Annotated in this window: 19 protein-coding genes and 1 pseudogene; 13 read left to right on the top strand and 7 right to left on the bottom strand. The window is 56.0% G+C overall.

Annotated features, from left to right (window positions below; translation table 11 throughout):
* Positions 1 to 56: 56 nt before the first annotated feature.
* A complete protein-coding gene (locus tag EH228_RS12330; protein ID WP_152321952.1) occupies positions 57 to 488 on the bottom strand; it encodes a hypothetical protein in 432 nt (143 codons plus the stop codon).
* A gap of 374 nt (positions 489 to 862) precedes the next feature.
* On the opposite strand from EH228_RS12330, the gene sodA reads away from it, so the two are divergent.
* The 12 genes from sodA (at position 863) to EH228_RS12270 (ending at position 15,648) form a co-directional block, all read left to right on the top strand.
* Positions 863 to 1,480 (top strand): superoxide dismutase [Mn], encoded by a 618-nt coding sequence (sodA, locus tag EH228_RS12325; protein ID WP_152321951.1) that lies wholly within the window; start codon positions 863 to 865, stop codon positions 1,478 to 1,480.
* Positions 1,481 to 1,820: 340 nt separating this feature from the next.
* Positions 1,821 to 3,326, top strand: coding sequence for a sugar ABC transporter ATP-binding protein (locus EH228_RS12320; protein WP_152321950.1), 1,506 nt, complete (start codon positions 1,821 to 1,823; stop codon positions 3,324 to 3,326).
* Positions 3,323 to 4,318 carry an ABC transporter permease gene (locus EH228_RS12315; protein WP_152321949.1) on the top strand — a complete coding sequence of 332 codons (996 nt, stop codon included), beginning with the start codon at positions 3,323 to 3,325 and terminating at the stop codon, positions 4,316 to 4,318. The genes EH228_RS12320 and EH228_RS12315 overlap by 4 nt, the downstream gene beginning before the upstream one ends.
* A 34-nt stretch (positions 4,319 to 4,352) precedes the next feature.
* Complete coding sequence (locus EH228_RS12310) at positions 4,353 to 5,420, top strand: sugar ABC transporter substrate-binding protein (RefSeq protein ID WP_152321948.1); 1,068 nt, start codon at positions 4,353 to 4,355, stop codon at positions 5,418 to 5,420.
* Positions 5,421 to 5,819: 399 nt separating this feature from the next.
* Entirely contained in the window at positions 5,820 to 6,764 is a 945-nt protein-coding gene (locus tag EH228_RS12305; protein ID WP_152321947.1) for an ABC transporter permease, read from the top strand.
* 2 nt (positions 6,765 to 6,766) lie between these two features.
* Positions 6,767 to 7,684, top strand: a complete 918-nt coding sequence (locus EH228_RS12300) for an ABC transporter permease (protein WP_204902660.1) — start codon at positions 6,767 to 6,769, stop codon at positions 7,682 to 7,684.
* Between the two features lies 1 nt (position 7,685).
* Entirely contained in the window at positions 7,686 to 8,654 is a 969-nt protein-coding gene (locus EH228_RS12295; RefSeq protein WP_152321946.1) for an ABC transporter ATP-binding protein, read from the top strand.
* Positions 8,647 to 9,597, top strand: coding sequence for an ABC transporter ATP-binding protein (locus tag EH228_RS12290; RefSeq protein WP_152321945.1), 951 nt, complete (start codon positions 8,647 to 8,649; stop codon positions 9,595 to 9,597). The genes EH228_RS12295 and EH228_RS12290 overlap by 8 nt, the downstream gene beginning before the upstream one ends.
* Before the next feature lie 42 nt (positions 9,598 to 9,639).
* The gene (locus EH228_RS12285; protein WP_204902659.1) at positions 9,640 to 11,208 is read left to right on the top strand and encodes an ABC transporter substrate-binding protein; all 1,569 of its coding nucleotides are present in this window, start codon (positions 9,640 to 9,642) and stop codon (positions 11,206 to 11,208) included.
* 86 nt (positions 11,209 to 11,294) lie between these two features.
* Positions 11,295 to 12,548, top strand: a complete 1,254-nt coding sequence (locus EH228_RS12280) for an MFS transporter (RefSeq protein ID WP_193323338.1) — start codon at positions 11,295 to 11,297, stop codon at positions 12,546 to 12,548.
* 27 nt (positions 12,549 to 12,575) lie between these two features.
* Positions 12,576 to 14,567, top strand: coding sequence for a CocE/NonD family hydrolase (locus EH228_RS12275; RefSeq protein ID WP_152321942.1), 1,992 nt, complete (start codon positions 12,576 to 12,578; stop codon positions 14,565 to 14,567).
* 112 nt (positions 14,568 to 14,679) lie between these two features.
* Complete coding sequence (locus tag EH228_RS12270; RefSeq protein ID WP_152321941.1) at positions 14,680 to 15,648, top strand: GlxA family transcriptional regulator; 969 nt, start codon at positions 14,680 to 14,682, stop codon at positions 15,646 to 15,648.
* On the opposite strand, the gene EH228_RS12265 is transcribed toward EH228_RS12270, so the two are convergent.
* The 6 genes from EH228_RS12265 to EH228_RS12240 all read right to left on the bottom strand — a co-directional run bounded on the left by EH228_RS12265 (position 15,642) and on the right by EH228_RS12240 (position 22,800).
* Positions 15,642 to 16,427 (bottom strand): nitrilase-related carbon-nitrogen hydrolase, encoded by a 786-nt coding sequence (locus EH228_RS12265; protein WP_152321940.1) that lies wholly within the window; start codon positions 16,425 to 16,427, stop codon positions 15,642 to 15,644. The two genes, EH228_RS12270 and EH228_RS12265, sit on opposite strands and share 7 nt — an antisense overlap.
* The gene (locus EH228_RS12260; RefSeq protein ID WP_152321939.1) at positions 16,427 to 18,412 is read right to left on the bottom strand and encodes a CocE/NonD family hydrolase; all 1,986 of its coding nucleotides are present in this window, start codon (positions 18,410 to 18,412) and stop codon (positions 16,427 to 16,429) included. The genes EH228_RS12265 and EH228_RS12260 overlap by 1 nt, the downstream gene beginning before the upstream one ends.
* A 141-nt stretch (positions 18,413 to 18,553) precedes the next feature.
* A complete protein-coding gene (locus tag EH228_RS12255; protein ID WP_152321938.1) occupies positions 18,554 to 18,916 on the bottom strand; it encodes a YibL family ribosome-associated protein in 363 nt (120 codons plus the stop codon).
* A gap of 72 nt (positions 18,917 to 18,988) precedes the next feature.
* Entirely contained in the window at positions 18,989 to 19,525 is a 537-nt protein-coding gene (mtlR, locus tag EH228_RS12250) for a mannitol operon repressor MtlR (RefSeq protein ID WP_152321937.1), read from the bottom strand.
* Between the two features lie 94 nt (positions 19,526 to 19,619).
* A complete protein-coding gene (gene mtlD / locus EH228_RS12245; RefSeq protein WP_152321936.1) occupies positions 19,620 to 20,768 on the bottom strand; it encodes a mannitol-1-phosphate 5-dehydrogenase in 1,149 nt (382 codons plus the stop codon).
* Positions 20,769 to 20,868: 100 nt separating this feature from the next.
* Complete coding sequence (locus EH228_RS12240) at positions 20,869 to 22,800, bottom strand: PTS mannitol transporter subunit IICBA (RefSeq protein ID WP_152321935.1); 1,932 nt, start codon at positions 22,798 to 22,800, stop codon at positions 20,869 to 20,871.
* 438 nt (positions 22,801 to 23,238) lie between these two features.
* Between EH228_RS12240 and EH228_RS20540 the strand changes: the two are divergent.
* Positions 23,239 to 23,382 (top strand): annotated as a pseudogene (locus EH228_RS20540) (AraC family transcriptional regulator); the annotation flags it as partial.
* Between the last annotated feature and the right edge of the window lie 53 nt (positions 23,383 to 23,435).

Below are 23,435 nucleotides of genomic sequence, written 5' to 3'. Positions count from 1 at the left end.
GTATCAGCGGGCAGCACCGGCAGGGCTGAAATTCGTTTCAGCCCTTTTTCGTTAATTTACCCGGTCAGAGCACTCACCACACCAGTAATCAGTACAATCAGCAGGACGACGCCAAACGCCATGATGGCAAACTGTAGCGCAACAGTACCGATGCCCAGTAAAACCGCAGTGATGGCCGCATGTTTATTTTCTTTACGCAGCAGTCCGCCCAGCGCCCCCAGGAGGATGGAGCTGGCGGCAAATACGGCAACCACAGCAGAAATAATGCGGTCGATATCCCATGCGCGAGGAAGGGGGGTTGTGATGATTTCTTTCCCTTGCAATGCGCTAATCGCGGCGTGTTTTATCGCGACGGTTTTCTCCGCGACAAGGCTTTCCAGTGAAGGATGAGGGGTAAATGGGCCTGTCATGAAATGGGTTAACGCCAGTATTAAGGCAATTGCCCCAAGCACAATCCCTGTCCAGCTACACCAGTCCTTCTTAATCATCTTGCATCCTTCTTTCTCTGAATACCGTGGTGGAATGTGTACGAACCTTATTATGAGGGGGTGATTTTCCAGGAGTAAAGCCTCTCATCAGACCGCTGTCTAATGCAGTTGGTTGAAACTCAATATAAAAAAGTGCATTGTTGGCGGGGCTGCCGGGCAGAGCATGTCTGGCCAGACAGGGATTTAGATCATTTTGTCGCCCAGAAAATGAAAACGTTATAACGCAAGGATGATGCCCGCTGCTCGTCATGTCCTTACTAACATCGGGGCATTGATAACCCTTTTCCAGATCATTTATTTAACTATAATGATATTACTGTTTACGCGGGGCTAATCAGCCGCCGTCAACGATACAAATAATGGAGATGATGAACATGAGTTATTCACTGCCATCCCTGCCTTACGCTTACGACGCATTGGAACCCTATTTCGACAAGCAGACGATGGAAATCCATCACACCAAACACCACCAGACTTATGTTAACAACGCCAATGCTGCACTGGAAGGCACCGAGTTTGCCAGCCTGCCGGTGGAAGAACTGATCACTAAACTGGATCAGGTCCCTGCGGATAAGAAAACCGTGCTGCGTAACAACGCGGGTGGCCACGCAAACCACAGCTTTTTCTGGAAAGGCCTGAAAACCGGTACGACGCTGAGTGGCGACCTGAAAGCGGCGATTGAGAAAGACTTTGGCAGCGTTGACGCCTTCAAAGCAGAATTTGAAAAAGCGGCAGCGACGCGTTTCGGTTCTGGCTGGGCATGGCTGGTTAAAAAAGGCGACAAACTGGCGGTGGTTTCTACGGCTAACCAGGATAGTCCGCTGATGGGTGAAGCGATCGCGGGTGTTTCCGGGACGCCAATCATCGGCCTGGACGTATGGGAACATGCTTACTATCTGAAATATCAGAACAAACGTCCTGACTACATCAAAGCGTTCTGGGAAGTGGTCAACTGGGACGAAGCGGCGGTGCGTTTCTCTGCAGCAAAATAATTTACCGTCTTAAATTGTGACGATAAACCGACGGAGTTTGGCTTCGTCGGTTTTTTTGTGCCTGAAATTTTTGTTCTTTGCCGCTGGTGTTGCCAAATAGTGCCAATTTACCGAGGGGTTGCCTGGCATTTATGCCGAGTGGAATACTAAAAGATGAGCTGGTTTAACATCTTTGCTCTGCTTAATGGATTGATTATGGTTTTATATTCTTAAGTGTCTGGGCGTCTGGATGGCTAATATCATTTTGTGTTAGCTTATGCGCTTTCGTTAGTTGTCCGCGATGAAAAATCCATAAAAAATGCGGCAACACAGTTATTTATCACGTAAGAGAAATACGCTCATGACTGCGGTTAATCGTCTTGAAATGCGTCAAATATCCATCGCTTTTGGCGGTTTCTCAGCGCTAACCCGGGTGGACTTCTGCCTGGAAGGCCATTCCATCCATGCCCTGACCGGGGCCAACGGTGCAGGGAAATCGACACTGATGGCGGTATTGTCCGGCGCATATGATAGCTACAGTGGTGACATTCTGCTGGACGGGCAACCGGTGTCGATTCGTTCCCCTCGCGACGCCAAACAGTTGGGCATTCATCTGGTGCAACAGGAGGTGGATGTCGCGCTGGTGCCCACCCTGAGCGTGGCGGAAAACATCATGCTCGACCACCTGGCGGAAGGGGGCCAGCTTTATCACTGGGGCGACATTCGTCAACAAGCTAACGCGTTACTGGCGCAGTTGGATGTCTCGCTGGATGTACGCCGTCGTATCGATCAGTGCTCGTTGGCTGAAAAGCAGCAGATCTTGCTGGCCCGTGCTTTATCTCACCACTGCCGTTTTTTAATCCTTGATGAACCTACCGCGCCGCTGGATCAGCATGAAAGCGAGCGGCTGTTTGCTGTGGTTCGCCGCCTGCAACAGAACGGCATTGGTGTGGTTTTTATCTCCCACCGTATCCACGAGCTGCGCGCCATCTGTGATCAACTGACCGTACTGCGTGATGGCCGCCTGATTGAATCAGGTCCACTGGCTGAATTAAGCGGCGAGCAGATCGTCGAGAAGATGCTCGGTCATCAACTGGCGGATATTTATCCTGCGCGACGTCCGCCGTGCCGTGATGAAACATTGCTGAAAGTGGACGGTCTGCATGATGACACGCTGCTGCGCAACATTTCGCTGACGCTACGTAAAGGCGAAATTCTTGGCATCGCGGGTCTGGCTGGTGCCGGTAAAACCGAGTTGTGTAAGGCGTTGTTTGGTGCCAGTAACAGCCGGGTCACTAAAGGCGAGTTGCATGGCAGGCCGTGGAAGCCGACATCACCCCACGCGGCGGTAGCAAATCGCATGGCGTTGATCCCGGAAGAACGCCGGAAAGAGGGCATCTTTATCGATGAGTCGGTGGTGATGAACCTCAGTGTAACCGCGGATAACAGCTTTTCACGCTGGAGCCTGTTTGGGCATCGCCAGGCATGGCGCTGGGCCGAAGATGTTATCCAGAAATTGGGCGTGCGTACCACTGGCCCTCAGCAGATTTTACGCCGCCTCTCTGGGGGGAATCAGCAGAAAGTGGCGATAGGCAAATGGCTGCGTAACGACGCGGAGGTGCTGATTTTTGATGAGCCGACCAAAGGGGTTGATATCAAAGCCAAAACTGACCTGTTTGAACTGATTGACGGCCTGGCCCGCCAGGGAAAAGGGGTGATTTACGCCTCGGGTGAATTTGCTGAGCTGGTCGGCTTGTGTGATCGCATTTGTGTGCTCTGGGACGGGCGTATTGTGGCGGAAATGGATGCGCGAAACGTTGATGAAGAAACACTTTTACTTTATTCCACCGGAGGAACGCCTGCGTGAGCAGCAAAGAACTTTCCCTGAAGGCGACGCCACTGCGTCACCAATTGTTTGAATTTCTCTATAAATGGGGGATGTTGCTGACCGTGGTGGCGTTGATCGTCGCTTTTGGCCTGGCTTCTGACAGTTTTCTTGAACCCACCAACATCATCAACATTTTGCGGTCGATCGCCATCGTCACGGTGATCGCTATCGGTGTGTCGATTTCCCTGACGATTGGCGGATTTGATCTGTCGGTCGGCTCTACTGCTTCCCTGGCAAACTCACTGGTTATTTCGCTGTTTGTTTGGTACGGCTACGGATCAACATCAGCCATTGCCATCACTTTACTGCTTTGTACGCTGGTGGGTCTGTTTAACGCGTTTCTTATCGTTATTCTGCGTATTCCCGACATGTTAGCCACCCTGGCCAGCCTGTTTATCGTGCAGGGCGTGGCGATGACCTGGAGCTTTGGCGGTTCCATTACCGAAAACATGGTGATGCCGAGCGGAGACATGGCGGAAGGCACCATCCCGGCTAACTTCTCGCTGCTGGGGCAGGTACCGACCATCGTGATTATCATGTTGGTGGTCACAGTGGTGGCCCAACTGGGTCTGTCACTGACCAAATATGGTCGCCGGATGTACGCCATTGGCGGCAACCCGGAAGCGGCCCGTTTGTCCGGCATTCGCACTAACCGCTATCGGGTGCTGGCCTACGTACTGGCTTCGCTCCTGGCGGGGCTTGGCGGCATTTTGCTGGCCTCCCGCATCGGATCGTCGCAGGTCAATGCCGGCGGCGGTTATTTGATGGATGCAGTCGCGGCGGCCTGGATCGGTTTTTCTCTGGCGGGGTCGGGCAAGCCCAACGCGTTGGGAACGCTGGTGGGCGCCATTATTCTTGGCGTATTGCAGAACGGATTAGTGATGCTTTCCGTTCCCTACTATGCGATGGACATTATCAAAGGCCTGGTGCTGGCTGTGGCACTGGCTATCACTTACATCCAGCGCCGCTGAGCGCTTAACACCGTCTGACAGGGTAGTAATAACAATGAAAAAACTGACCACTTCGCTACTGGCTATCAGTCTGCTGACCGCCATACCTGCTTTCGCGGATACCGCTGCTATCCCGGCGGCGATGGCTAACCACTCTGGCCCGATACGTATCGCTATTATTCGTAACCTGGGGTCTGACGACAACACCACGCAGTTTGTGGCTGGCGCCATTCAGCAAGGCCGTAAACTCGGCTTCAAGGTCAGCGCCTTTTTGAGTAATGGTGACGACGCGCGCTTCCAGGATTTCGTTAATCAGGCGATCAGTCAGAAGTATGACGGCATCATCCTTTCGCATGGTAAAGACCCGTATTCCACGGCGCTGGTTAAGCGTATTGCTGATGCCGGCATCAAAGTATCGGTGTTTGATACCCCGGTAAACCAGCCGGTTGACGGGGTGACGGTGACCGCGCAGGACGACGCCTCGCTGGCTCAGCTTTCTCTCGATCAGTTGATCAAAGACAGCCATGGCAAGGCGAATATCGTCAAATTGTGGGTGGCGGGTTTCCCGGCGATGGATCGTCGTCAGGTCGTGTATGAAAAAGTGCTGAAAGCGAATCCTGGCATTCATCAACTGGAATCCATCGGCGCGGTCTCTTCTGATGTGCAGGGCGATACCGCAAACAAGGTTGGCGCTATCCTCGCCAAATATCCGAAAGGTCAGATTGATGCGATCTGGGCGTCCTGGGATGCGTTTGCTCAGGGTGCCTATAAAGCGTTGCAGGAAAATGGCCGCACGGAAATCAAACTGTACAGCATCGATGCCTCTAACCAGGATCTGCAACTGATGCAGCAGAAAAACAGCCCGTGGCAACAAACCGTCGCGGTGGACAGCAAACTGATTGGGGCAATCAATATGCGGCTGGTGGCCAATAAAATCGCGGGCGAAGCCACGCCAGCGACTTATCAGTTTAAAGCATCGGCCATTTCTCAGTCGCAATTGGCTGGGCAGCCAATGGCGGTCAATATCGCTAACCTCAATAAAATTATTCCTGGTTGGGGTGAATCAAACGACTTCATCGCTCCGTGGTTTGCCACGCTGGAAGCGAAATACGCCAAAAAATAATCACCACCGTCATGAAAAGGCCTGCCAATGCGCAGCGCCTTTACCGTGCGAAGTTGCTGAGGGTCGGGCCGGCCTGTTCAGCAACGTTATGCCTGCAGCGGGATTAATCTCCGCTGCGGTTCTCCGCATCGACACGGCCATTTCCCGGTACGCTTTTCCCTCCGCTTTACATACTGTCTTCTTATATGTCGTTTTCGTTATAAAGCCTGTCGCAAATCTGACCTTTATCCCGGCTAAAGCCTGACAAGATTTTTAGTACTACCTCTTACTGTTTCTGGTCGGCGGCATGTTTCGCCGGGGTGTGCAACTGTGCGCCCAATCATCTGTTGACGTCTTCGTACCGCGATGGTCGGTGTTATGCAGATGTTTGCGGCGCGGTAATGCTTAACCGGGGCGTCTATGGTGCTGTATTTTTTTCGGCGGTTGATGTTGGCCGCAGTGGTGATGTGGCTGGCCATTTCGGTACTGTTTTGTCTGGTATTCCTGGTGCCGGGCGATCCCGCCGCGGTGGCGCTGGGGCCACGGGCAACGGAGGCGCAAAAACAGGCATTGCGTGAACATATGGGGCTGGATAAGCCCGTGCCGGTACAGATAGGGCGTTTTATCGCCCATGTGGCGAGCGGCGATCTGGGTGAGGATGTATTAACCCATCGTCCGGTAAATCAACTGATTGCCAGAGCGCTGCCTGATACCTTGCTACTGGCGCTGGCGGCGATTGCCTGGGCAATGTTGCTGGGTATTCCGCTGGGATGTTATGCCGCGTTACGGCAAAACGGCTGGGTGGATCGATTGATCGGGATCCTTTCGATTAGCGTTATCTCATTACCCGCCTTCGTGGTGGCGATTTACGCCATGCTGATTTTTTCCGTCACCTTGCGCTGGTTCCCCGCTATTGGCGCCGGGCGCGCTGGCGATATTGCTTCACAATTTCATGCGCTGGTGTTGCCCGCGCTGACCGTCAGTCTGAGCTGGGTAGGATATCTGGCGCGTCTGGTGCGCGCGTCGATGCTGGAGGTATTGCAAGAGAACCATATCAGGACGTGTCGCGCCTTTGGCATTAGCGACGGCTGGATTGTACTGCGTTACGCGCTACCGATAGCGGTGGTGCCGGTGGTATCGGTACTGGGCGTCGGGATGGGATCGTTGTTATCCGGTGCAGTGCTGACGGAAATTGTCTTTGCCCGGCCGGGTCTGGGCAAACTGGCCTATGATTCGGTGATTTCGCGTAATTTTCCGGTCGTCATGGGGACCGTACTGGTCACCTCGGCACTTTACGTGCTGGCTAACCTGGTGGCTGATTTACTGAATACCCTGCTCGACCCGCGTACGCGTCAGGAGCTGTAATCATGGCTGTCACCACCACCTTAACACCGCAAACTGAACCTGTAGCGCCCGCGAGCAGCGTGGCTTCTCTTTGGCGTGTACCGCAGCGAGTCTGGGCCACGGGAATGGGGCGTTTTGCCCTGATTTGCGTCAGCGCCATGATCCTTTGCGCCATTTTCGCGCCCTGGCTGGCCCCACACGACCCGTTTGCCATTAAGGCCGCACTACGTCTGAAAGGGCCCAGCATCACCTACTGGCTGGGCAATGATCAACTGGGGCGTGATGTCCTTTCACGTCTGATTTATGGCACCCGCATCGCGATGACCGTCGCTTTTCTTGGCGCGGGGTGTGCGCTGGCGATGGGGGCTGTCCTCGGTCTGCTGGCGGGATATGGTCCGCGTACGCTCGACACTTTGCTGATGTTGCTATGTGATTCGGTCATGTCGATTCCGATGATCCTGTTTGCGTTGGCGGCAGTCACGGTGATGGGTTCCAGCGTTGTTACCATTATCGTGATTGTGATGACCTTCATGACGCCAGGCTATTTCCGGGTGGTTCGTGGTCAGACGCGGGTATTGCGCCAGCGGGAATATGTTATTGCCGCGCGGGCCATGGGGGCTTCGCCATTGAATGTGGTGGCCCGTCATCTCCTGCCTAATATGACAGGTACATTGCTGGTACTGGTGGCGATGGATATTCCGGCCGTGATCGCCATTGAGTCCGGATTGAGCTTTCTGGGCCAGGGCGTGCAGGCACCTGACGCCAGTTGGGGAACGGTGCTGAATGATGGTTATGTGTGGATCCGGCAGGCTCCGCACATCGTGATTGCCGCCGGTGCGCCAATTATTCTCTCCACCCTGGGGTTTACCTTCCTTGGTGAAGCATTGCGCGATGCGCTGGATCCCCGTTTCGCCCACGTTGCCACAAGGAAGGATAAGTAAGATGAACTTGCTTGAAATTGATGATTTATCCGTCACATATAACTCTCCCGATGGTCCGGTGAAAGCAGTGAGCAACATCTCTCTCAACCTGCAAAAAGGCGAAGTGCTCGGGCTGGTGGGAGAAAGTGGCTCAGGAAAATCGACGCTGGTCAGCGCGTTGTTAACGTTGTTGCCGGACAACGCACACGCCAGTGGGCGGTTGTGCTGGCATGGTGAGGATTTGCTGACCCTGTCGGCGACGGCGCGACGCCAGCTACGGGGTAACGGTATCGCCACCGTATCGCAAGATCCGTTTACCGCGCTGAATCCGGTACTGACCATCGGCAAACAACTGGTGGCATTCCAGCACCATAAAACCGGCTCCCGACGAGAGAAACGGACGCGTGCTATTGCGATGCTGGAGCGCGTTGGTATTTCCGACCCGCAGGGGCGTATGCGGCAATATCCACACGAATTGAGCGGCGGGATACGCCAGCGTATCGCGATCGCCGCCGCGTTGCTCACCGAACCAGAATTACTGATTGCCGATGAACCTACCACCGCGCTGGATGCCACCACTGAAATGCAGGTGGTGGAATTGCTTAATGCCAGTCGACGTCTGGTAGATGGGGCGATTATTTTCGTCACCCATGATCTGCATCTGGTCAGCTCGTTATGTGACCGGGTGGCGGTGATGTATGCCGGTGAGTTGATTGAAACCGGCCCGTGTGCGGAGATATTTACCACGCCGTCGCATCCTTATACCCGCGCGTTGTTGGCTTGTGATCCGGCGCGGATCACCACACCGACGCGCCAACTGCCGTTTATTGCCGGTTCGGTGCCGGTGCCGGGCATGGCGCGGCAGGGGTGTCCCTTCCAGCCGCGTTGCGCTGAGTCGTTCGCCCCCTGTGCGCAGGAGACCCCATCCGCGGTCTTGTCTGCTGATGGGACGCGGATGGTGTGCTGCCATAAGGTGACCCAACATGCTTGAGATCGACGATTTGGTGGTGCGTTACCGGACCGGTAGCCTGTTCAGCCGTCTGAAACCGGGTGCGTCGCGTCATATCGAGGTGCTGGCAGGCGTCAGTTTGCGGGTACCCGCAGGTAAAACCGTGGGGCTTATCGGCGAGAGCGGCAGCGGTAAAACGACGCTGGGGCGTGCGGTGGCAGGTCTGGCGCCGATCAGCCGGGGCACCATTCAGGTGAATGGCTGGGAACCGCGTGACGGGAGCGATTTTTCATGGCGTCCGCTGCGGCGTGAAATCGGTTTGATTTTTCAGGACCCGATGGCGGCGCTTGACCCACGGATGACGGTGACGCACCTGGTGACGGAACCCTTTGTCGTTAACAGTATGGTGGTCGATCGCCGCCAAACCGCCGCCCGACTGCTGGAGCAGGTGGGGCTGCCACCCCTGTTTCTTGATCGTTATCCCCATCAGCTATCCGGTGGCCAGGCGCGCCGGGTGGCGGTCGCGCGCGCACTGGCGTTACGGCCAAAACTGATTATTGCCGATGAACCGACGGCCGGACTGGATTTATCGGTACAGGGCGAATTGTTGAACTTGCTGACTGCGCTGCAACGGCAACTGGGGATGAGCTATCTGATGATTACTCACAATTTGCCGATCGCCCGGCATGTCACTGACAGCATCGCGATTATGTACCTTGGGCGTATTGTCGAAAGCGGCCCGACGGAGAGGCTGTTTCGGGCGCCAGCCCATCCCTATACCCGGGCGTTGCTCAGTGCGAAAGCGAAATCCGCCAGCGGTATCCTGCAAGGTGATGTCCCCACCTTGACCCAACGACCACCGGGTTGCGAGTTCCATACCCGCTGCCCGTTGGCGACAGAGCAGTGTCGCCGACAGGCGCCGCAATTGCGTGTTTTGCACGATGAACACGTGGTTTCTTGTCACACCCCTCTAATTAATGGTTAAGCGCCGTAGGCGGTGCAGGAGAGATCGATGAAGGGCCCTGTAATGAACAGACGTGATGCATTGAAAACGATAGCAATTCTGGCGGCGGGCGCGTCTGGATCCGTGCTGCTGCCAGGCGGGTGGCGTATGGCGTATGCCGCCGGTGATGAGGGCGATGCAAAAATCCTGCGGGTGCAAAACGATGAAGATATTACTAATCTCGACCCGGCCAACCGCAGTGGCTGGTATGACGAGATGGTGATGTTTGCTGTCTACTCTGGGTTATGCCAGTACAAATCAGGCACCCAGTGGGGTTGGCAGTTGGACGCCGCAGAAACGCTGGAGCAGGTTAGTCCCCTGACTATCCATTTTAAATTAAAGCCGGGGATCTTATGGAGCGGGAATTTCGGTGAGATGACCGCAGAAGATGTCAAATACTCTTACGAACGTTTCCTCGATCCGAAACTGTCAGCGATTTACGCCAGCGACTGGGAGGCGCTCGACCATGTGGAGGTCACCGGGACCTACGAGGGGATAATCCACCTGAAACACCCGTTCTCGCCGCTGTTCACCAGTACCCTGCCGCATGCATCCGGGCTGATCATCTGTAAAAAGGCAGTGGAAGCCGCGAAGGACAAAAAAATCGGCACCGATCCGCTGGCCTGTTCTGGTCCGTACCGGATTGGTAACTGGGCGCCACGGGAAAAACTGACCCTGGTACGTAATGATAAGTGGCATGGTCCGGCGACATATTATGACCAGATTCAGTTGCTGCCTATCGGTGATTTAAATACCGCGGAAATAGCGTTCGAGGCTGGGGATCTGGACATGACCAAAATAAACCTCAGCGCGGTTGCTAAATACCAGGGTGGCGGCAATGCGACACTGACCCTGCGTCCGGCGCTGGCCTACACCTGGTTGGGGATGAATGTTGATCATCCCAAACTGAAAGATATCCGCGTGCGCCGGGCTATTCAGCAAGCGATTAATGTGCCAGAGGTGCTCGACGCTGCTTTCGGCGGCACGGTGAAGCCCGCTTACGGCCTGGTGCCGCCGCCGCTGGCGGGCGCACGCAGTAAAAATATTTATCCCTACGCAGTCGATACCGCCAAAGATCTGCTTAAACAAGCGGGCGTCACCGGGTTACAACTGCGTCTGGACTTCAGTACTTCCAGCGATATCAACACGATTGCCCAGGTGATACAGGCGCAACTGGCGGAAATTGGCATCACCTTGCACATCAATCAAATGGACGGCGCGGCGTTTGTCGCCGCCGGGCAACAGGCGGCAGGCGATGCCTGGAAAGACTCTCAACTGCGTATCACCACCTTCACTACCGCACCTGATCCGAGCTGGGTAACTGCCTGGTTCACCTGCTCACAGGTAGGGATCTGGAACACGCAACGTACCTGTGACAAAAGCTGGGATCAACTGAACAGCGCAGCGGCCGTTGAGGAGGACGCGGCGAAACGCGCGGCGATGTATGTACAGTTACAGGACAAGCTGGAAGAGACAGGGGCGTATGTCTTTCTTTATCACGGCAGCAATGCCTGGGTGACGCCGACATCAATTAAGGGAGCCTGGACGCCGGACGGGCAGTGGGCGTTGTTCCGCGAAGTCAAACCCGCCTGACCGGGGCGGCCAGGGCGTCGTTAACCCTCGCCAGGGGGCAATCTGGCGTTTTATCTTCTTTAACTGGACTTGATGCGGGAGCTATTTTGACGACTGCACGTATTCCCCTTACGCCTAAAAAGGGATTTCGTAACCTGGGCAGGGCATTACAGCACGCTAATTACCGGCGCTTTTTTAGCGGTCAGTTTTTAGCGGTAATTGGTAACTGGGTGCAGACCATTGCCCTGGGCTGGCTGGTTTGGCGACTGGGTTTGTCCTCGCCCTTTTTACTGGGGCTGCTGGCATTTTGTAGCCAGGGGCCGATTCTGTTCTTTGGGTTATTTACCGGGGTGATTGTCGATCGCTGTGATCGGCGACGTCTGCTGATCGCCACCCAGTGCGGTCTGACGTTATTAATGGCGTTGCTGGCGCTACTGACCTTTACTCACAGCATTACTGGCAATATGGCGATTGTGGTGGCGCTGGGCCTGGGTCTGATCAACGCTTTCGATCTGCCTGGTCGGCAGTCGTTGGTGGTTGATCTGGTGGTGTATGAGGATTTGGGTAATGCGCTGGCGCTCAACTCCGTGATCTTTAATGGTGCGCGGCTGATTGGCCCTGCACTGGGTGGCTTTCTGGTGGATCAACTGGGGGAAGGGTGGTGTTTCGCCCTGATCGCGCTCTCTTATATTCCGCTGATTATGTTTTTACTGACCCTGCGCGTGCCGCCGCGTCCACTGCCGCCACGAGAGGGGAGCATTTGGCAGGAAATGCGCGAAGGATTACGTTTCTTGCGTCAGGATCGTGAAGCATTACGCATTCTGCTCCTGGTGGGGCTGTGCAGCCTGACCAGCGTACCGTACTTCTCATTTTTGCCGATGCTGGCGGACAAGGTATTGCGTCACGGTGCGGCTGGTGCGGGTATGCTGATGAGTAGCACTGGCGTTGGCGCGCTGATTGCTGCTCTGCGGCTGGCGTGGAAAAGCCATGTCGCGGCAATGCAGCCCTGGCCGCTGTGGGCGTCGCTGATGCTGGCGCTGGCGCAAATCGCTATCGGCTTGTCGCACCATTTTTGGCTGAGCGGCATTATCGCCGCGCTGATTGGCTATGCCATCCTGACGCAAAACCTGTCTTCTAACTCCTTGTTGCAGCACCGGGTTCCGGATGCCCTGCGTGGGCGGCTGATGTCGTTTTATTCCATGATGCTGATCGGCACGGTGCCCGTGGGCGCCATCGTGTGCGGTGTGGTTGCCAATGCGATGGGTCTGCCGCTGACGCTGATTATTGGCGGTCTGCTGAGCCTGTCTGGTAGCGCGGCGATTGCCTGTTGGTCGGCGTTGAGTCAACGCAATCAAAGATAAGTTAACCTTTTTATCCAGGAGAGTGATATGCCTCAGTCGTTTGACACCACACTGACGGTTCCCGATTATCAGCAAGTCACCATTCCCTTGCAAGACGGTACCTTGCTGGCCGCCCGTTTGTGGCTACCCGCAGAAGCGCCGCGTGTGCCGCTGGTGATGGAATGGATCCCGTATCGTCAGTCGGATAACACCGCGGTCGGCGACTCAATGGTGCATGGTTATTTCGCGGCGCAGGGTATTGCCGCGTTGCGGGTGGATCTGCGTGGCAGCGGTAACTCAACCGGATTACTGCGTGATGAATATCTGGCGCAGGAGCAGGATGATGCGCTGGAAGTGATCGACTGGGTGACCCGCCAGCCGTGGAGTAATGGCCGGGTCGGGATCATCGGTATTTCGTGGGGCGGTTTTGCCGCTTTACAGGTGGCGGCACGACGTCCTCCGGCGCTGAAAGCGATTATCACCTGCTGTTCCACCGATGATCGTTACCGTGATGATGTGCATTATATGGGGGGTGCATTACTGACAGATGGCCTGCAATGGGGCAGTGGACTTTTTACCCAACTGGGGCGGCCGCTGGACCCGCACTATCTGGGAGAGGCCTGGCGGCAGCACTGGCTGTCACGGTTGGAAGGGATGGAACCGCCATTACACCACTGGCTGGCCCATCCTCAACGCGATGATTACTGGCGGCATGGTTCGGTCTGTGAAGATTATGCCGCCATTCAGTGCGCGGTCTATGCGGTGGGCGGCTGGACTGATGGTTACCCGGATGCCATCCTGCGCATGATGGAACATTTATCGGTGCCGCGTAAGGCGCTGATCGGTCCGTGGACGCATATCTATCCACATTGGGGCACGCCTGGTCCGGCAATAGATTTCCTGGCGGAATGTGTGCGCTGGTGGCGGCGCTGGCTACTGGACGAGGAAAACGGCGTGATGGTGGAACCGGCGTTGCATCTTTGGCAGGGCGAAGCATTGCGGCCAGATGCGGCGCATTTCGCTCTTGGCGGGCACTGGATTTGCGCGCCAGGCTGGCCGCCGACACCGCGGGAACGGTGCTTCTGGCTGGCCGCGGGACAGTTACGCGATCAAGCCTGCGCGTCACAACCTGAGTTGATTATTGATAGTCCGACGCATTGTGGCCTGATGGCGGGGGAATGGTGTCCGCGCGATGGCGGAGGCAGCGCGCCGGAGTTCCAGCACGATCAACGTCTGGATGATGCGCTCTCTTGCTGTTTTGATACCCTGCCGCTGACCGGGGAACTGCTGGTGCTGGGTAAAGTGATACTGACATTGGAGGTGGCGTTCGAGACGCCTTCGGCATTGTTGGTGCTACGCCTGAATGAGGTGGCGGCCGATGGTTTGTCCGGACGCGTGACTTTTGGCGTACACCGACTGGTACGCCCAAAAGAGGTGGCGCCTGGCGCCGCTTTCCGCGTCGAACTGGCGTTAAAAGGCGTCAGTTATCGTTTCAGTCCGGGTAAACGTCTGCGGCTGGCGATATCCACCACCTACTGGCCGATGGTCTGGGCCGAACCGGAACAGGGGGCGGTACGTATCTTCCCGTCCAGCGCCTGCCTGCATGTACCGCTGCGCCCATCTGAGGTGACGGATAAGCCGGACGCGTTTCCTCCCGCCTGCGCCGCGCCGCCCATTGCGCATGAGGTACTGGCGGAAGAGCTCAGCACCCGACAAATTCACTGGGATGCCGGGCAGGATCGCTGGCAACTGATGATGGATGCCCAGCGTCAAAAAACCCGTATTGGCGACCTGACATTCGACGGCGAAAGCCATGATGTTTATGACATTGGGCAACAGCGCGACAGCGCCAGCATGAGCTCGCGGCGAATTCAGCGTTATCATCGCCCAGGCTGGCAAATTGAATTGCGCTCAGAAATGCATCTGTGCTGGGTGGCAGGAGAATTGCAGCTAACGTCGCGCTACGAAGCATGGGAAAATCAGCAGCCGGTATTTGACCGCCAGTGGCAGCGGCGCTTTGCGCCGGGGCGGGGCGGATAATTTCCTGACATAGCACGGTCAACCACCGGGATTTTATGGCGCAGCCGTCCACGACTCAGGCATAGTAAGGATATGCCTGAGGGGGGAGGATTGGCGTAACGTGACGGCCAGAATGCAGAGTACGAAACCTTGTGTGTTTACCTTTTTATTGGGCCATGATTTTTCCATGATGAGCCTGTCTTCAGCGATTGAGCCGCTGCGTTCCTGCAACCGTTTGCAGGAGAGGCAAACATTTCGCTGGCATCTGGCCAGCCTGAACGGCGAGACGATAACCGCAGCCAGTGGCATCCCTTTTGCCACCCTGCCTGTCGATAAGGTGCTGGAGGAAACCGATTATCTGCTGATTTGCGGAGGAGAACGGGTGGTGGCGCCGCGTTTTGAACGTGGTTATCTGACCGTATTGCGCCAGGCGGCACGCAAGAGGGTGGCCATCGGCGCGTTGTCGACCGGGACCTTTCTGTTGGCGAAAAGTGGTTTATTAAAAGGCTATCGCTGCACTATTCATTGGGAAAGCCTGGCGGCGTTCAGTAAAAGCTGGCCCGATATTCATTGTACCCGCTCTTTGTTTGAAATCGATCGTAACCGTCTGACCTGTGCGGGTGGCACTGCGGCGATGGATATGATGTTGCATCTGATTGCCAGCCAGTTCGGGCAACAGCAGGCTCACGCCGTCGCCAGCCAGTTTCATTATGATCGGATACGCACGATGGAGGAACAGCAACGGGGCGGCGCGGCATTACCGAACGCCGCGCCGCCAGCGGTGCAGAGCGCCATCGCGCTGATGCAGGCGCATCTGGAGGAACCGCTGACGCTCGACGAAGTGGCCCGTCATAGCGGTGTCGGCAGACGTCAACTGGAGCGACTGTTTGCGCAATATGCGGCGAAAACACCCCAGCGCTATTATCTGGAGCTGCGTCTTAACCAGGCGCGGGAAATGTTGATCTACTCTGATCAGTCGGTCATCGATATCGCCCTGTCGGTGGGGTTTAATTCTACCTCTCATTTCGCCACCTGGTTTCGCCGCCTGTTTGGTCTCCTGCCGTCAGGGATACGACGTGGACGGCGCGCGAAATATCAGTGATCGGTCAACCGGTATAACCGGTGGCGACTTTCTGCCAGAGCGGGATGCCGTTTGCGCCATTGGCGCAGTACCGCCCTCTCCACTGTGGCGGAGAGGGTGCCTGTGCCAGCGCCCGGCAGGGCAGCCAGCGGCTGACCATCAGGCCCGACCACTCGACTCATGCCCACACAGGGGATATTACCCTGCAGTTCTCCCCGGTTAGCGAACGCGACAAAACAGCCGTTTTCATAAGCGCGAGCCGGCACCAGTTGTTGCGGGATTAACGCGTAATCGCGCGTGGTGGCGCTGATACACAACAGACAGGTCATGCCATGCTGTGCATACAGACGGCTGATTTCCGGAAAGTCCAGATCGTAGCAAATCGCCATCCCAAAGCGCATCCCTTGCAGTGTGAAGATTTGCAGGCATTCGCCGGGAGTGAAAAGGGCGCTTTCATAACCAGACCACAAGTGGGTCTTGCGGTAATTGGCGAGGATCTCCCCCTGGGCGCTGATGGCGCACATCGCATTATACAGACGTTCTCCAGCCCGTTCGGCATAGCCAAACACCAGCGCCTGACCGCGCTCACGCGCCAGCATCGCAATATGGCGCATGGTCTTGCTATCGACGGAGATCGCCATTTGGTTAATTTTTTGTGGGCAGTCATAGCCGCACAGCGCCAGTTCCGGGAGCAATATTAACTGGGCGTTTGGCAATGGATTGAGTGCTGCCGCCAGCCAGGGCACCATGTCCTGTGGGGTGGCGGGGGCATCTGCGACCTGCACAAGGCCGATACGCATTATCCCTGCTCCCTGCCAGCGGCAGCGAACGGAAAATGGTGCCGCCACTGCCGTGAAAAGCAAAGGGTTTCACCGTCGCGGGCTTCCAGGGTTGAGTCCAGCCACCAGCCATTGTCGTCACAGGTTAATACGCTGCGGGTATCCACGCTGGCATGCCAGTCTCCACGGAGGAAACTGGCGTGGCGCACCGCTTCGGCGTGGGCGTTGGCTGGATGCAGAGGATTAATCCGGTAATGTTCATGGCCCAGCGCCTCCAGACGCAGATCGGTCTCATTGAGGTGCAGCGCGCCGAGGTTGCGCACCACTTCCAGAGTGGTATCGCCATTTGCCATATCCCGCGTCAGGCGCAGGCGTCCCCGCTGTGCTGGCGTCAGTACCTCGGCGTCCAGCGGCGGTGGCGCCCATCCTTCTCCCAGATCCGGGGCGGCGCAGGCATACTGGCGCAGTGGCAGCATAATCCGCCCCGCGTGCAGGGTCAGGCGGGTCAGCCAGGGGTATGGCGCGGCGAGCGGCCAGTAGGACGATGACACCGCCAGGCGCAGACGATAACCGGCTGGAATCTCAAAAGCAGCCGCTTTTAGCGCCAGTGAAACGACAACTTCTTCGCCAGGCGGCAGAGGCTGGATCGGGTGATGGCCGTGGCGATGCGCCAGGTTCAGCAGGCCATAACTGATACGAATACTGCTGCCGTCCGCGGCCACCGCGTTCAGGCGCACCGCGACCAACGCCTGCGGGGTATCTGCCGTCAGGCGTAGCTCAACCTGCACCTGACCAACAATTTGCCGGGGCGCGTCAAGCGGCGGGCTGTCAAAACAACAGGAACCCGCATCGTCTTCATACTGATCGCCCGGCATATCCGGCCCGGAGCCATAGGGGCACCATTCGCCGGAGGCCAGGCCCGTGGTGGCCGGTGAGCGCACGCTGACCGCGAAAGCCCCGACAGGAGACGTGTGTAAACGTTGAGCGGCTAAATACCAGATTTGCGGCACAAGGGCCGGGCTGGGCCAGGCGGCTTCCGCGGTCCAGTGCCCCAGACGGTTCTCGTAATGCGTACGGGGTGTTTCCGCTTGCTGCATCCAGTAGGTGAGCATTGGCTCGTCCATCAGGCCGCTGTCTTGGCCTTTCAGCCAGTGATCAAACCAGCGCTGCAGGTAACGGATAAAATCGATACGGGGGCCCGGTGTCGCGACATGGGGGAAGGCGTGTCCCCATGGACCAATCAACCCTTTGCGCGGCCCCGACAACTCTTCCAGCAGGCGCAGTATGGTATTGCTATAACCATCAGCCCAACCACCGACCGCCAGGACCGGCACTTCAATGGCATGGTAATCTTCGCATACTGAACCGCTTTGCCAGTAGGCATCACGCGTCGGGTGACTCATCCAGCGCGCTGCTGGCGGGATGTCCATCGCGGCCAGGCGCGCCAGCCACAGTGTTTTCCAGCGGTCACCGACGATCAGTGGATCGGGTGGGGTGGGCGTCCAGGTGAACAGCGTGGCGCCGTATTGCAGGTTATCATTGAGCAATGCGCCGCCCATATAATGCATATCATCGGCGAAACGGTCATCGGTGGAACAGGTGGTGACGATGGCCTTCAGCGCGGGCGGTCGCAGCGCGGCGATTTGCAGTGCGTTAAAGCCGCTCCAGGAAATACCCACCATCCCAACCGCCCCGGAGCACCAGGGCTGGGCCGCGATCCAGGCGATGGTTTCGCAGGCATCTGCCCATTCCTGCGGCGTGTATTCATCGTTCATGGTGCCATCGGAGTCTCCCGCACCGCGCATATCGACCCGAACAGCGGCATAGCCGCATGCCGCCAGTGCCGGATGCAGAATCGCATCGTCGCCACGGTGGCGATCACGACGGCGGTATGGCAGGTATTCCAGCACCGCGGGAACCGGATCATCGCTTTCTGGCAACCAGATGCGCGCCGCCAGTCGGCAGCCATCGCTGAGCGTTATCCATGCGGTTTCGATGATGCGCATGCGTTTTCCCCGTAAAATACCTCATGAATGGTGGTTATCCTGACATAGCCACCAAGAGAAAAGGTTATTTTTACGACATGTTTTAACAAGAAAACGACATTGTGCGGGAGACGCGTAGAATGCTTGTGGCGGCGAAACGGCTTAAAATGCGGTTTTGGCGAAGCCGGTCATCTCTTTCAGACCCATTTCGCGGCCCAGCGCGGTCATGGGGTGAACCACCACAATGCCACGAACGCTTTTCTTTAGCGCGCCCATATTGGCTTGCTCTTTTTTAGTGATAGTACGACTGAACGGCATCTGCTGGAGCTTTTGCGCTTCTTTGCTCAGCGTTTTTTCACGGACGTTGCGCAGTCGTTCCAACTCTGCCAGCACGGCTTCTTTTTCTTTCAGCAGGGCCCCCAGTTTTTCCGCATCGCCGGATTCCAGCAACTGCGGTTCCCTGCGTGTCAGGGCATCCAGCTTATCGCTGAGATTTTTAATTTCTGCCTGAACCTGTTCTTTCATTGTCATTAACCATGGTGTGATTTATTGCCGCAAGGATACACGAAAGTAGCGGTAAGAGGGAAAAGGCATGGGCTACTTTTTGAAAGCCTGTTTGAGGCTGATCCGGGAAATCAGTTCGGTTAGCGACAGGACCATGGTGGAACGAACCACCTGCTGGTAGCGTTGCTGAAGCATGGCGCGCAGATCACTATCATCACTGGGCAGGTCAGGACAGGGCGGGAGGGCGGTCACACAATGCAGCTCGCTGAAGGGGCCAAGCAGTTCGTCGTCGGTAAAGTGATATTCGCTGCCGTCATCGTTCAGTGCTTCGCGCAGCGCCATCAGCAGCTCGGCATCTTCGTACTCGTTGCGGCTAATCACTCCCAGGCCGTAAATCAGTTTCAGCCTGACCGACAACTCGCCCAATGGACCATCTCCCAGCAACAACGGCTCAACCGCATACTTTACGGCATAATCATCCTTGCGAAAGACCTGAATGACCAGCAGGTTGACCGCCTCGCTCAACAGCTCTATCGCCGTTATCAAAAAACTCCTGACGGTTCGTCCAGCGTTCAGGCGTTCAAGCACCCGATTCTCAAAAGACTGTGGTTGTTCCATAAGCGCCTGCATATCGTACTCAAACTTTGCGGTTCCACCGCTGTGGAGGGCACGACGGTGTCGCCATGCCCTGTCCCTTTCTTTGCTGCAGCCGGAAGCGGCGCTATTATGCCATCGCGAGGTAAGCCTTCACGACGGATGCCACCACCTCGCTGTCTTCCTCAAGGCCCGATATCTGCGCCAGCGCTGCCTGTACCCCCAGTTGGGACAGCAGATCAACCAGTTCCAGCGCCTGCGGATCTTGCTCACTACGGTAATGCAACGCCGCGGCAATGCCGGTCACCAGGTTGGTGTGTGGCAAACCATATTCCAGCGTGCCCAGCGTGGGCTTGATCAGTCGATCGCCCGGGCTCAGTTTGCGTAGCGGCTGGCGGCCCACGCGTTCCACATCATCTTTCAGGTATGGATTTTCGAAGCGGCCAAGGATTTTCTCAATGTAAGCGGCGTGTTGGTCAGCGGCAAAGCCGTAACGTTTAATCAACACTGCACCGCTCTCTTCCATTGCGCCTTTCACCACGTTACGCACGTGTTGATCAAGGATCGCCTCACGAATAGTTTTGTGCCCTGCCAACTGACCCAGATAAGCGGTGATGGCGTGGCCGGTGTTCAGCGTGAATAATTTGCGCTCAACGAAGGCCATCAGATTGTCGGTCAGTTCCATACCGGCAATGACCGGTAAATCGCCTTTGAACTGGGTCTTATCGACGATCCATTCGCTGAAGGTTTCCACGGTCACCTCCAACGGATCGGTGGTACCGGCTTCCGCAGGCGGCACGATACGGTCCACCGCGGAATCGACAAAGCCAACGTTGGTTTCAGCCCAGGCGTGATATTGCTCAGGCAACGTTTTCATCACGTGGCCTTTCAACTGCGAGGTACCGCGTACCATGTTTTCACAGGCGATAATATTCAGGGGACGACGGTTACCGCTGTCGCTGCGTTTGACCAGACCCCTGGCGATACCCCCGGCGATACGTTCAAGGATCTGTGGCCCTACCGCGGTGGTAATGAGATCAACCTCAGCGATCAGCGGGATAATGTCATCACTGGCACTGTTAACCGCATTCACTCCCTTGACGAGCTCGACCTGAGACTGCTCGCCAACCACATGCACCGGGTATTCGTGGCGGGCATTCAACGCATCCAGTACCACCTGGTTAACGTCGGCAAATGTTAACTGAATACCGGCGTCAGCCAGTAATTTACCAATAAAACCGCGGCCAATATTACCCGCGCCAAAATGAAGAGCTTGCATAATTTTTTCCCGTATTAACGATAAGGCCGGACAAGCCGGGCTCGAAGAAAGAGCCGGGCATGCCCGGCCCTGGGAGGTCATACTTATGGTTCTTTTCCGCTTAAGCCGGTTGTTTACCCGACAGCAGATCCAGTACTTCCTGAATATCAGTGGTACTGGTCAGTTTGGCGATCACGCTTTCATCATCCAGCGCGTTGGTCAGGCTGGTAATCACCTGGATATGCTCGTTGTTACGGGCGGCGATGCCGATAACCAGACGGGCAATATCATCCTCTTCTTCACCGAAACGCACGCCATCCGGATACTGACAAAATACCACGCCGGTTTTCAGCACCCGATCTTTCGCGTCAATCGTACCATGCGGCACGGCGATAGACTCGCCCAGGTAAGTCGAGGTCAACTTTTCGCGGTCAAGCATCGCTTCAACATATTCTGGTTCAACATAACCGCCTTTCACCAATTGCTCGCCAGCGAAGCGGATCGCCTGTTCTTTATTGGTGGCGTGGTTGCCGAGGAACACGTTGGCGGCGCTCAACTGAAACAGGTGTTGCTGGCTGTTATCGTAGCTGTCGTTCAGCACTGTGGCGACTTTTTCACGGTTATCCGCGCTGCGATTAGCTTCGACCAGACGTGCCGTCAGGTCAGTATACAGGCCGCTGTCGAGGAAGTTCGTCAGCGATATATGTTGCGCATGCGGCGCCTGGCGCATTGCCCGCTCGGTCAAATCACGGTGAGTAATCACCAGATCCACATCACCTGGCAGGTTGTTGATGGCGGTGTTGCTGACGGAGATGTTTGTCAGGCCTGCATCTTTGACCTTTTTGCGTAACACGCCCGCGCCCATGGCACTGGACCCCATACCGGCATCACAGGCGACGATGATTTTGCGCACATGGCTGAGATCGCCGTTCAGGCCATCCGCTGCGGTGGTTGTCGAGCTGTTCTGGCCTTTCGACTGGGCCTTCATTTCATTGACGCGACGAGCGGCTGCTTCGATATCATCACCTTCTTTCGCTTTGCTGGTTTTTAACAGCACGGCAGAAACCACAAAAGAGACCGCAAAAGCGGCAATGATGGCGATAATGTTAGCGAAATAAGCGCCTTTGGGCGTCATGGCCAGTACGGCCAGAATCGAGCCCGGCGAGGCGGGAGAAACCAGGCCACCATGCAGCAAGGTCAGGGTGAACACCCCGGTCATTCCCCCCAGGATAACGGCGATTATCAGCCGTGGGTTCATCAGCACGTAAGGGAAGTAAATCTCATGGATACCGCCCAGGAAGTGGATGATAGCCGCGCCGCCCGCAGACTGCCTGGCATTGCCACGACCAAAGAACATATACGCCATCAGTACGCCCATGCCCGGGCCTGGGTTCGCTTCGATCAGGAAGAAGATCGACTTACCGGCTTCGCTGGCCTGCTGGATACCCAGCGGCGAGAAGATACCGTGATTGATGGCATTGTTGAGGAACAGGATTTTTGCCGGTTCCACGAAGATTGAGGTCAGTGGCAATAAGTTGTTCTGCACCATCACATTCACACCCGAGGCGAGGATGTGTGACAGCCCTTCAACCAGCGGGCCGATGGCGAGGAATGCGAGAAGCGCCAACAACATACCAATAATACCGGCAGAGAAGTTGTTGACCAGCATTTCGAAGCCGCTTTTGATTTTGCCATCGACTATCTGATCGAATTTCTTGATAGCCCATCCGCCCAGAGGACCGGCAATCATTGAGCCAAGGAACATGGGCATATCGGCGCCGACGATCACACCCATGGTGGTTATCGCCCCGACGACGGCCCCGCGATCACCACCGACCAGACGACCGCCGGTATAACCGATCAACAATGGCAGCAGGTAGGTAATCATCGGGTCAACCAGTTTGGCCATGGTAGCGTTTGGTAGCCAGCCGGTCGGAATAAACAACGCGGTGATGATACCCCAGGCGATAAACGCCCCGATGTTTGGCATCACCATATTGCTCAGAAAGCGACCAAAATTCTGCACCTTGATCTTGATATCTGATGAGGACATAAAAATACACCTCTTATTAGTACGCGCTGACAAAAATAAGAGCGCGCGTTGATTTTTGTTTAGAACAGGTTGGCGGGGAGCCGTCAGTATCACTGTATGCAGGTGGACTCTATCACGCGAATATGACGCTGCGTAGTCACTGACTAAATTGTGATGAATATCACCATTGTGACTGGGGGAAAGGGTTGTTTTTAGTGATTGGTATCACATTTATGTCTGGTGAGAAAAGTGAAATGGTTAATTAATGAGCAATATGGTTGGTGTTATGTGACTGGGGTCACGTTTTTATGGGGTAACTTTCTGCTGAATGCGTGACTTGCATCACGAATTATTTGTGGCTGGGTCAGTGACGACTGACCCGCCATTCCTCCTTGCCTGTCGGGGACATCCCGTCCCCGGCAGGGTGCTGATATTGCCCCTTACGTATCATGTGAATCAGTTCCGTTTATTCCCGGCGGGCTTTCATCAGATCCGCGACTTTTTGACGCGACCGGGCCGCTGCTAAAAGCGCCGGAAGATGCAATTGATATGCTTGAAGAAGAAGATGCCCTTTATGATCTGGCACAGACCTTGGCTGTAGTGATCTTGACCCACCATCTCCAGACCGCTTTTGTATCTTAAGTTAACGATGCCCG

It is taken from the genome of Erwinia endophytica (genome assembly GCF_009295515.1).
GTDB lineage: Bacteria > Pseudomonadota > Gammaproteobacteria > Enterobacterales > Enterobacteriaceae > Erwinia > Erwinia endophytica.
Note: the sequence above shows the minus strand (reverse complement) of the source record. Positions and strands in the feature narration are given on the sequence as shown.

Coding starts and splice junctions, on each gene's coding strand:
- EH228_RS12330 (WP_152321952.1), bottom strand. CDS start 488: ATGATTAAGAAGGACTGGTGTAGCTGGACAGGGATTGTGCTTGGGGCA.
- sodA (WP_152321951.1), top strand. CDS start 863: ATGAGTTATTCACTGCCATCCCTGCCTTACGCTTACGACGCATTGGAA.
- EH228_RS12320 (WP_152321950.1), top strand. CDS start 1,821: ATGACTGCGGTTAATCGTCTTGAAATGCGTCAAATATCCATCGCTTTT.
- EH228_RS12310 (WP_152321948.1), top strand. CDS start 4,353: ATGAAAAAACTGACCACTTCGCTACTGGCTATCAGTCTGCTGACCGCC.
- EH228_RS12305 (WP_152321947.1), top strand. CDS start 5,820: ATGGTGCTGTATTTTTTTCGGCGGTTGATGTTGGCCGCAGTGGTGATG.
- EH228_RS12300 (WP_204902660.1), top strand. CDS start 6,767: ATGGCTGTCACCACCACCTTAACACCGCAAACTGAACCTGTAGCGCCC.
- EH228_RS12295 (WP_152321946.1), top strand. CDS start 7,686: ATGAACTTGCTTGAAATTGATGATTTATCCGTCACATATAACTCTCCC.
- EH228_RS12290 (WP_152321945.1), top strand. CDS start 8,647: ATGCTTGAGATCGACGATTTGGTGGTGCGTTACCGGACCGGTAGCCTG.
- EH228_RS12285 (WP_204902659.1), top strand. CDS start 9,640: ATGAACAGACGTGATGCATTGAAAACGATAGCAATTCTGGCGGCGGGC.
- EH228_RS12275 (WP_152321942.1), top strand. CDS start 12,576: ATGCCTCAGTCGTTTGACACCACACTGACGGTTCCCGATTATCAGCAA.
- EH228_RS12270 (WP_152321941.1), top strand. CDS start 14,680: ATGCAGAGTACGAAACCTTGTGTGTTTACCTTTTTATTGGGCCATGAT.
- EH228_RS12265 (WP_152321940.1), bottom strand. CDS start 16,427: ATGCGTATCGGCCTTGTGCAGGTCGCAGATGCCCCCGCCACCCCACAG.
- EH228_RS12260 (WP_152321939.1), bottom strand. CDS start 18,412: ATGCGCATCATCGAAACCGCATGGATAACGCTCAGCGATGGCTGCCGA.
- EH228_RS12255 (WP_152321938.1), bottom strand. CDS start 18,916: ATGAAAGAACAGGTTCAGGCAGAAATTAAAAATCTCAGCGATAAGCTG.
- mtlR (WP_152321937.1), bottom strand. CDS start 19,525: ATGCAGGCGCTTATGGAACAACCACAGTCTTTTGAGAATCGGGTGCTT.
- mtlD (WP_152321936.1), bottom strand. CDS start 20,768: ATGCAAGCTCTTCATTTTGGCGCGGGTAATATTGGCCGCGGTTTTATT.
- EH228_RS12240 (WP_152321935.1), bottom strand. CDS start 22,800: ATGTCCTCATCAGATATCAAGATCAAGGTGCAGAATTTTGGTCGCTTT.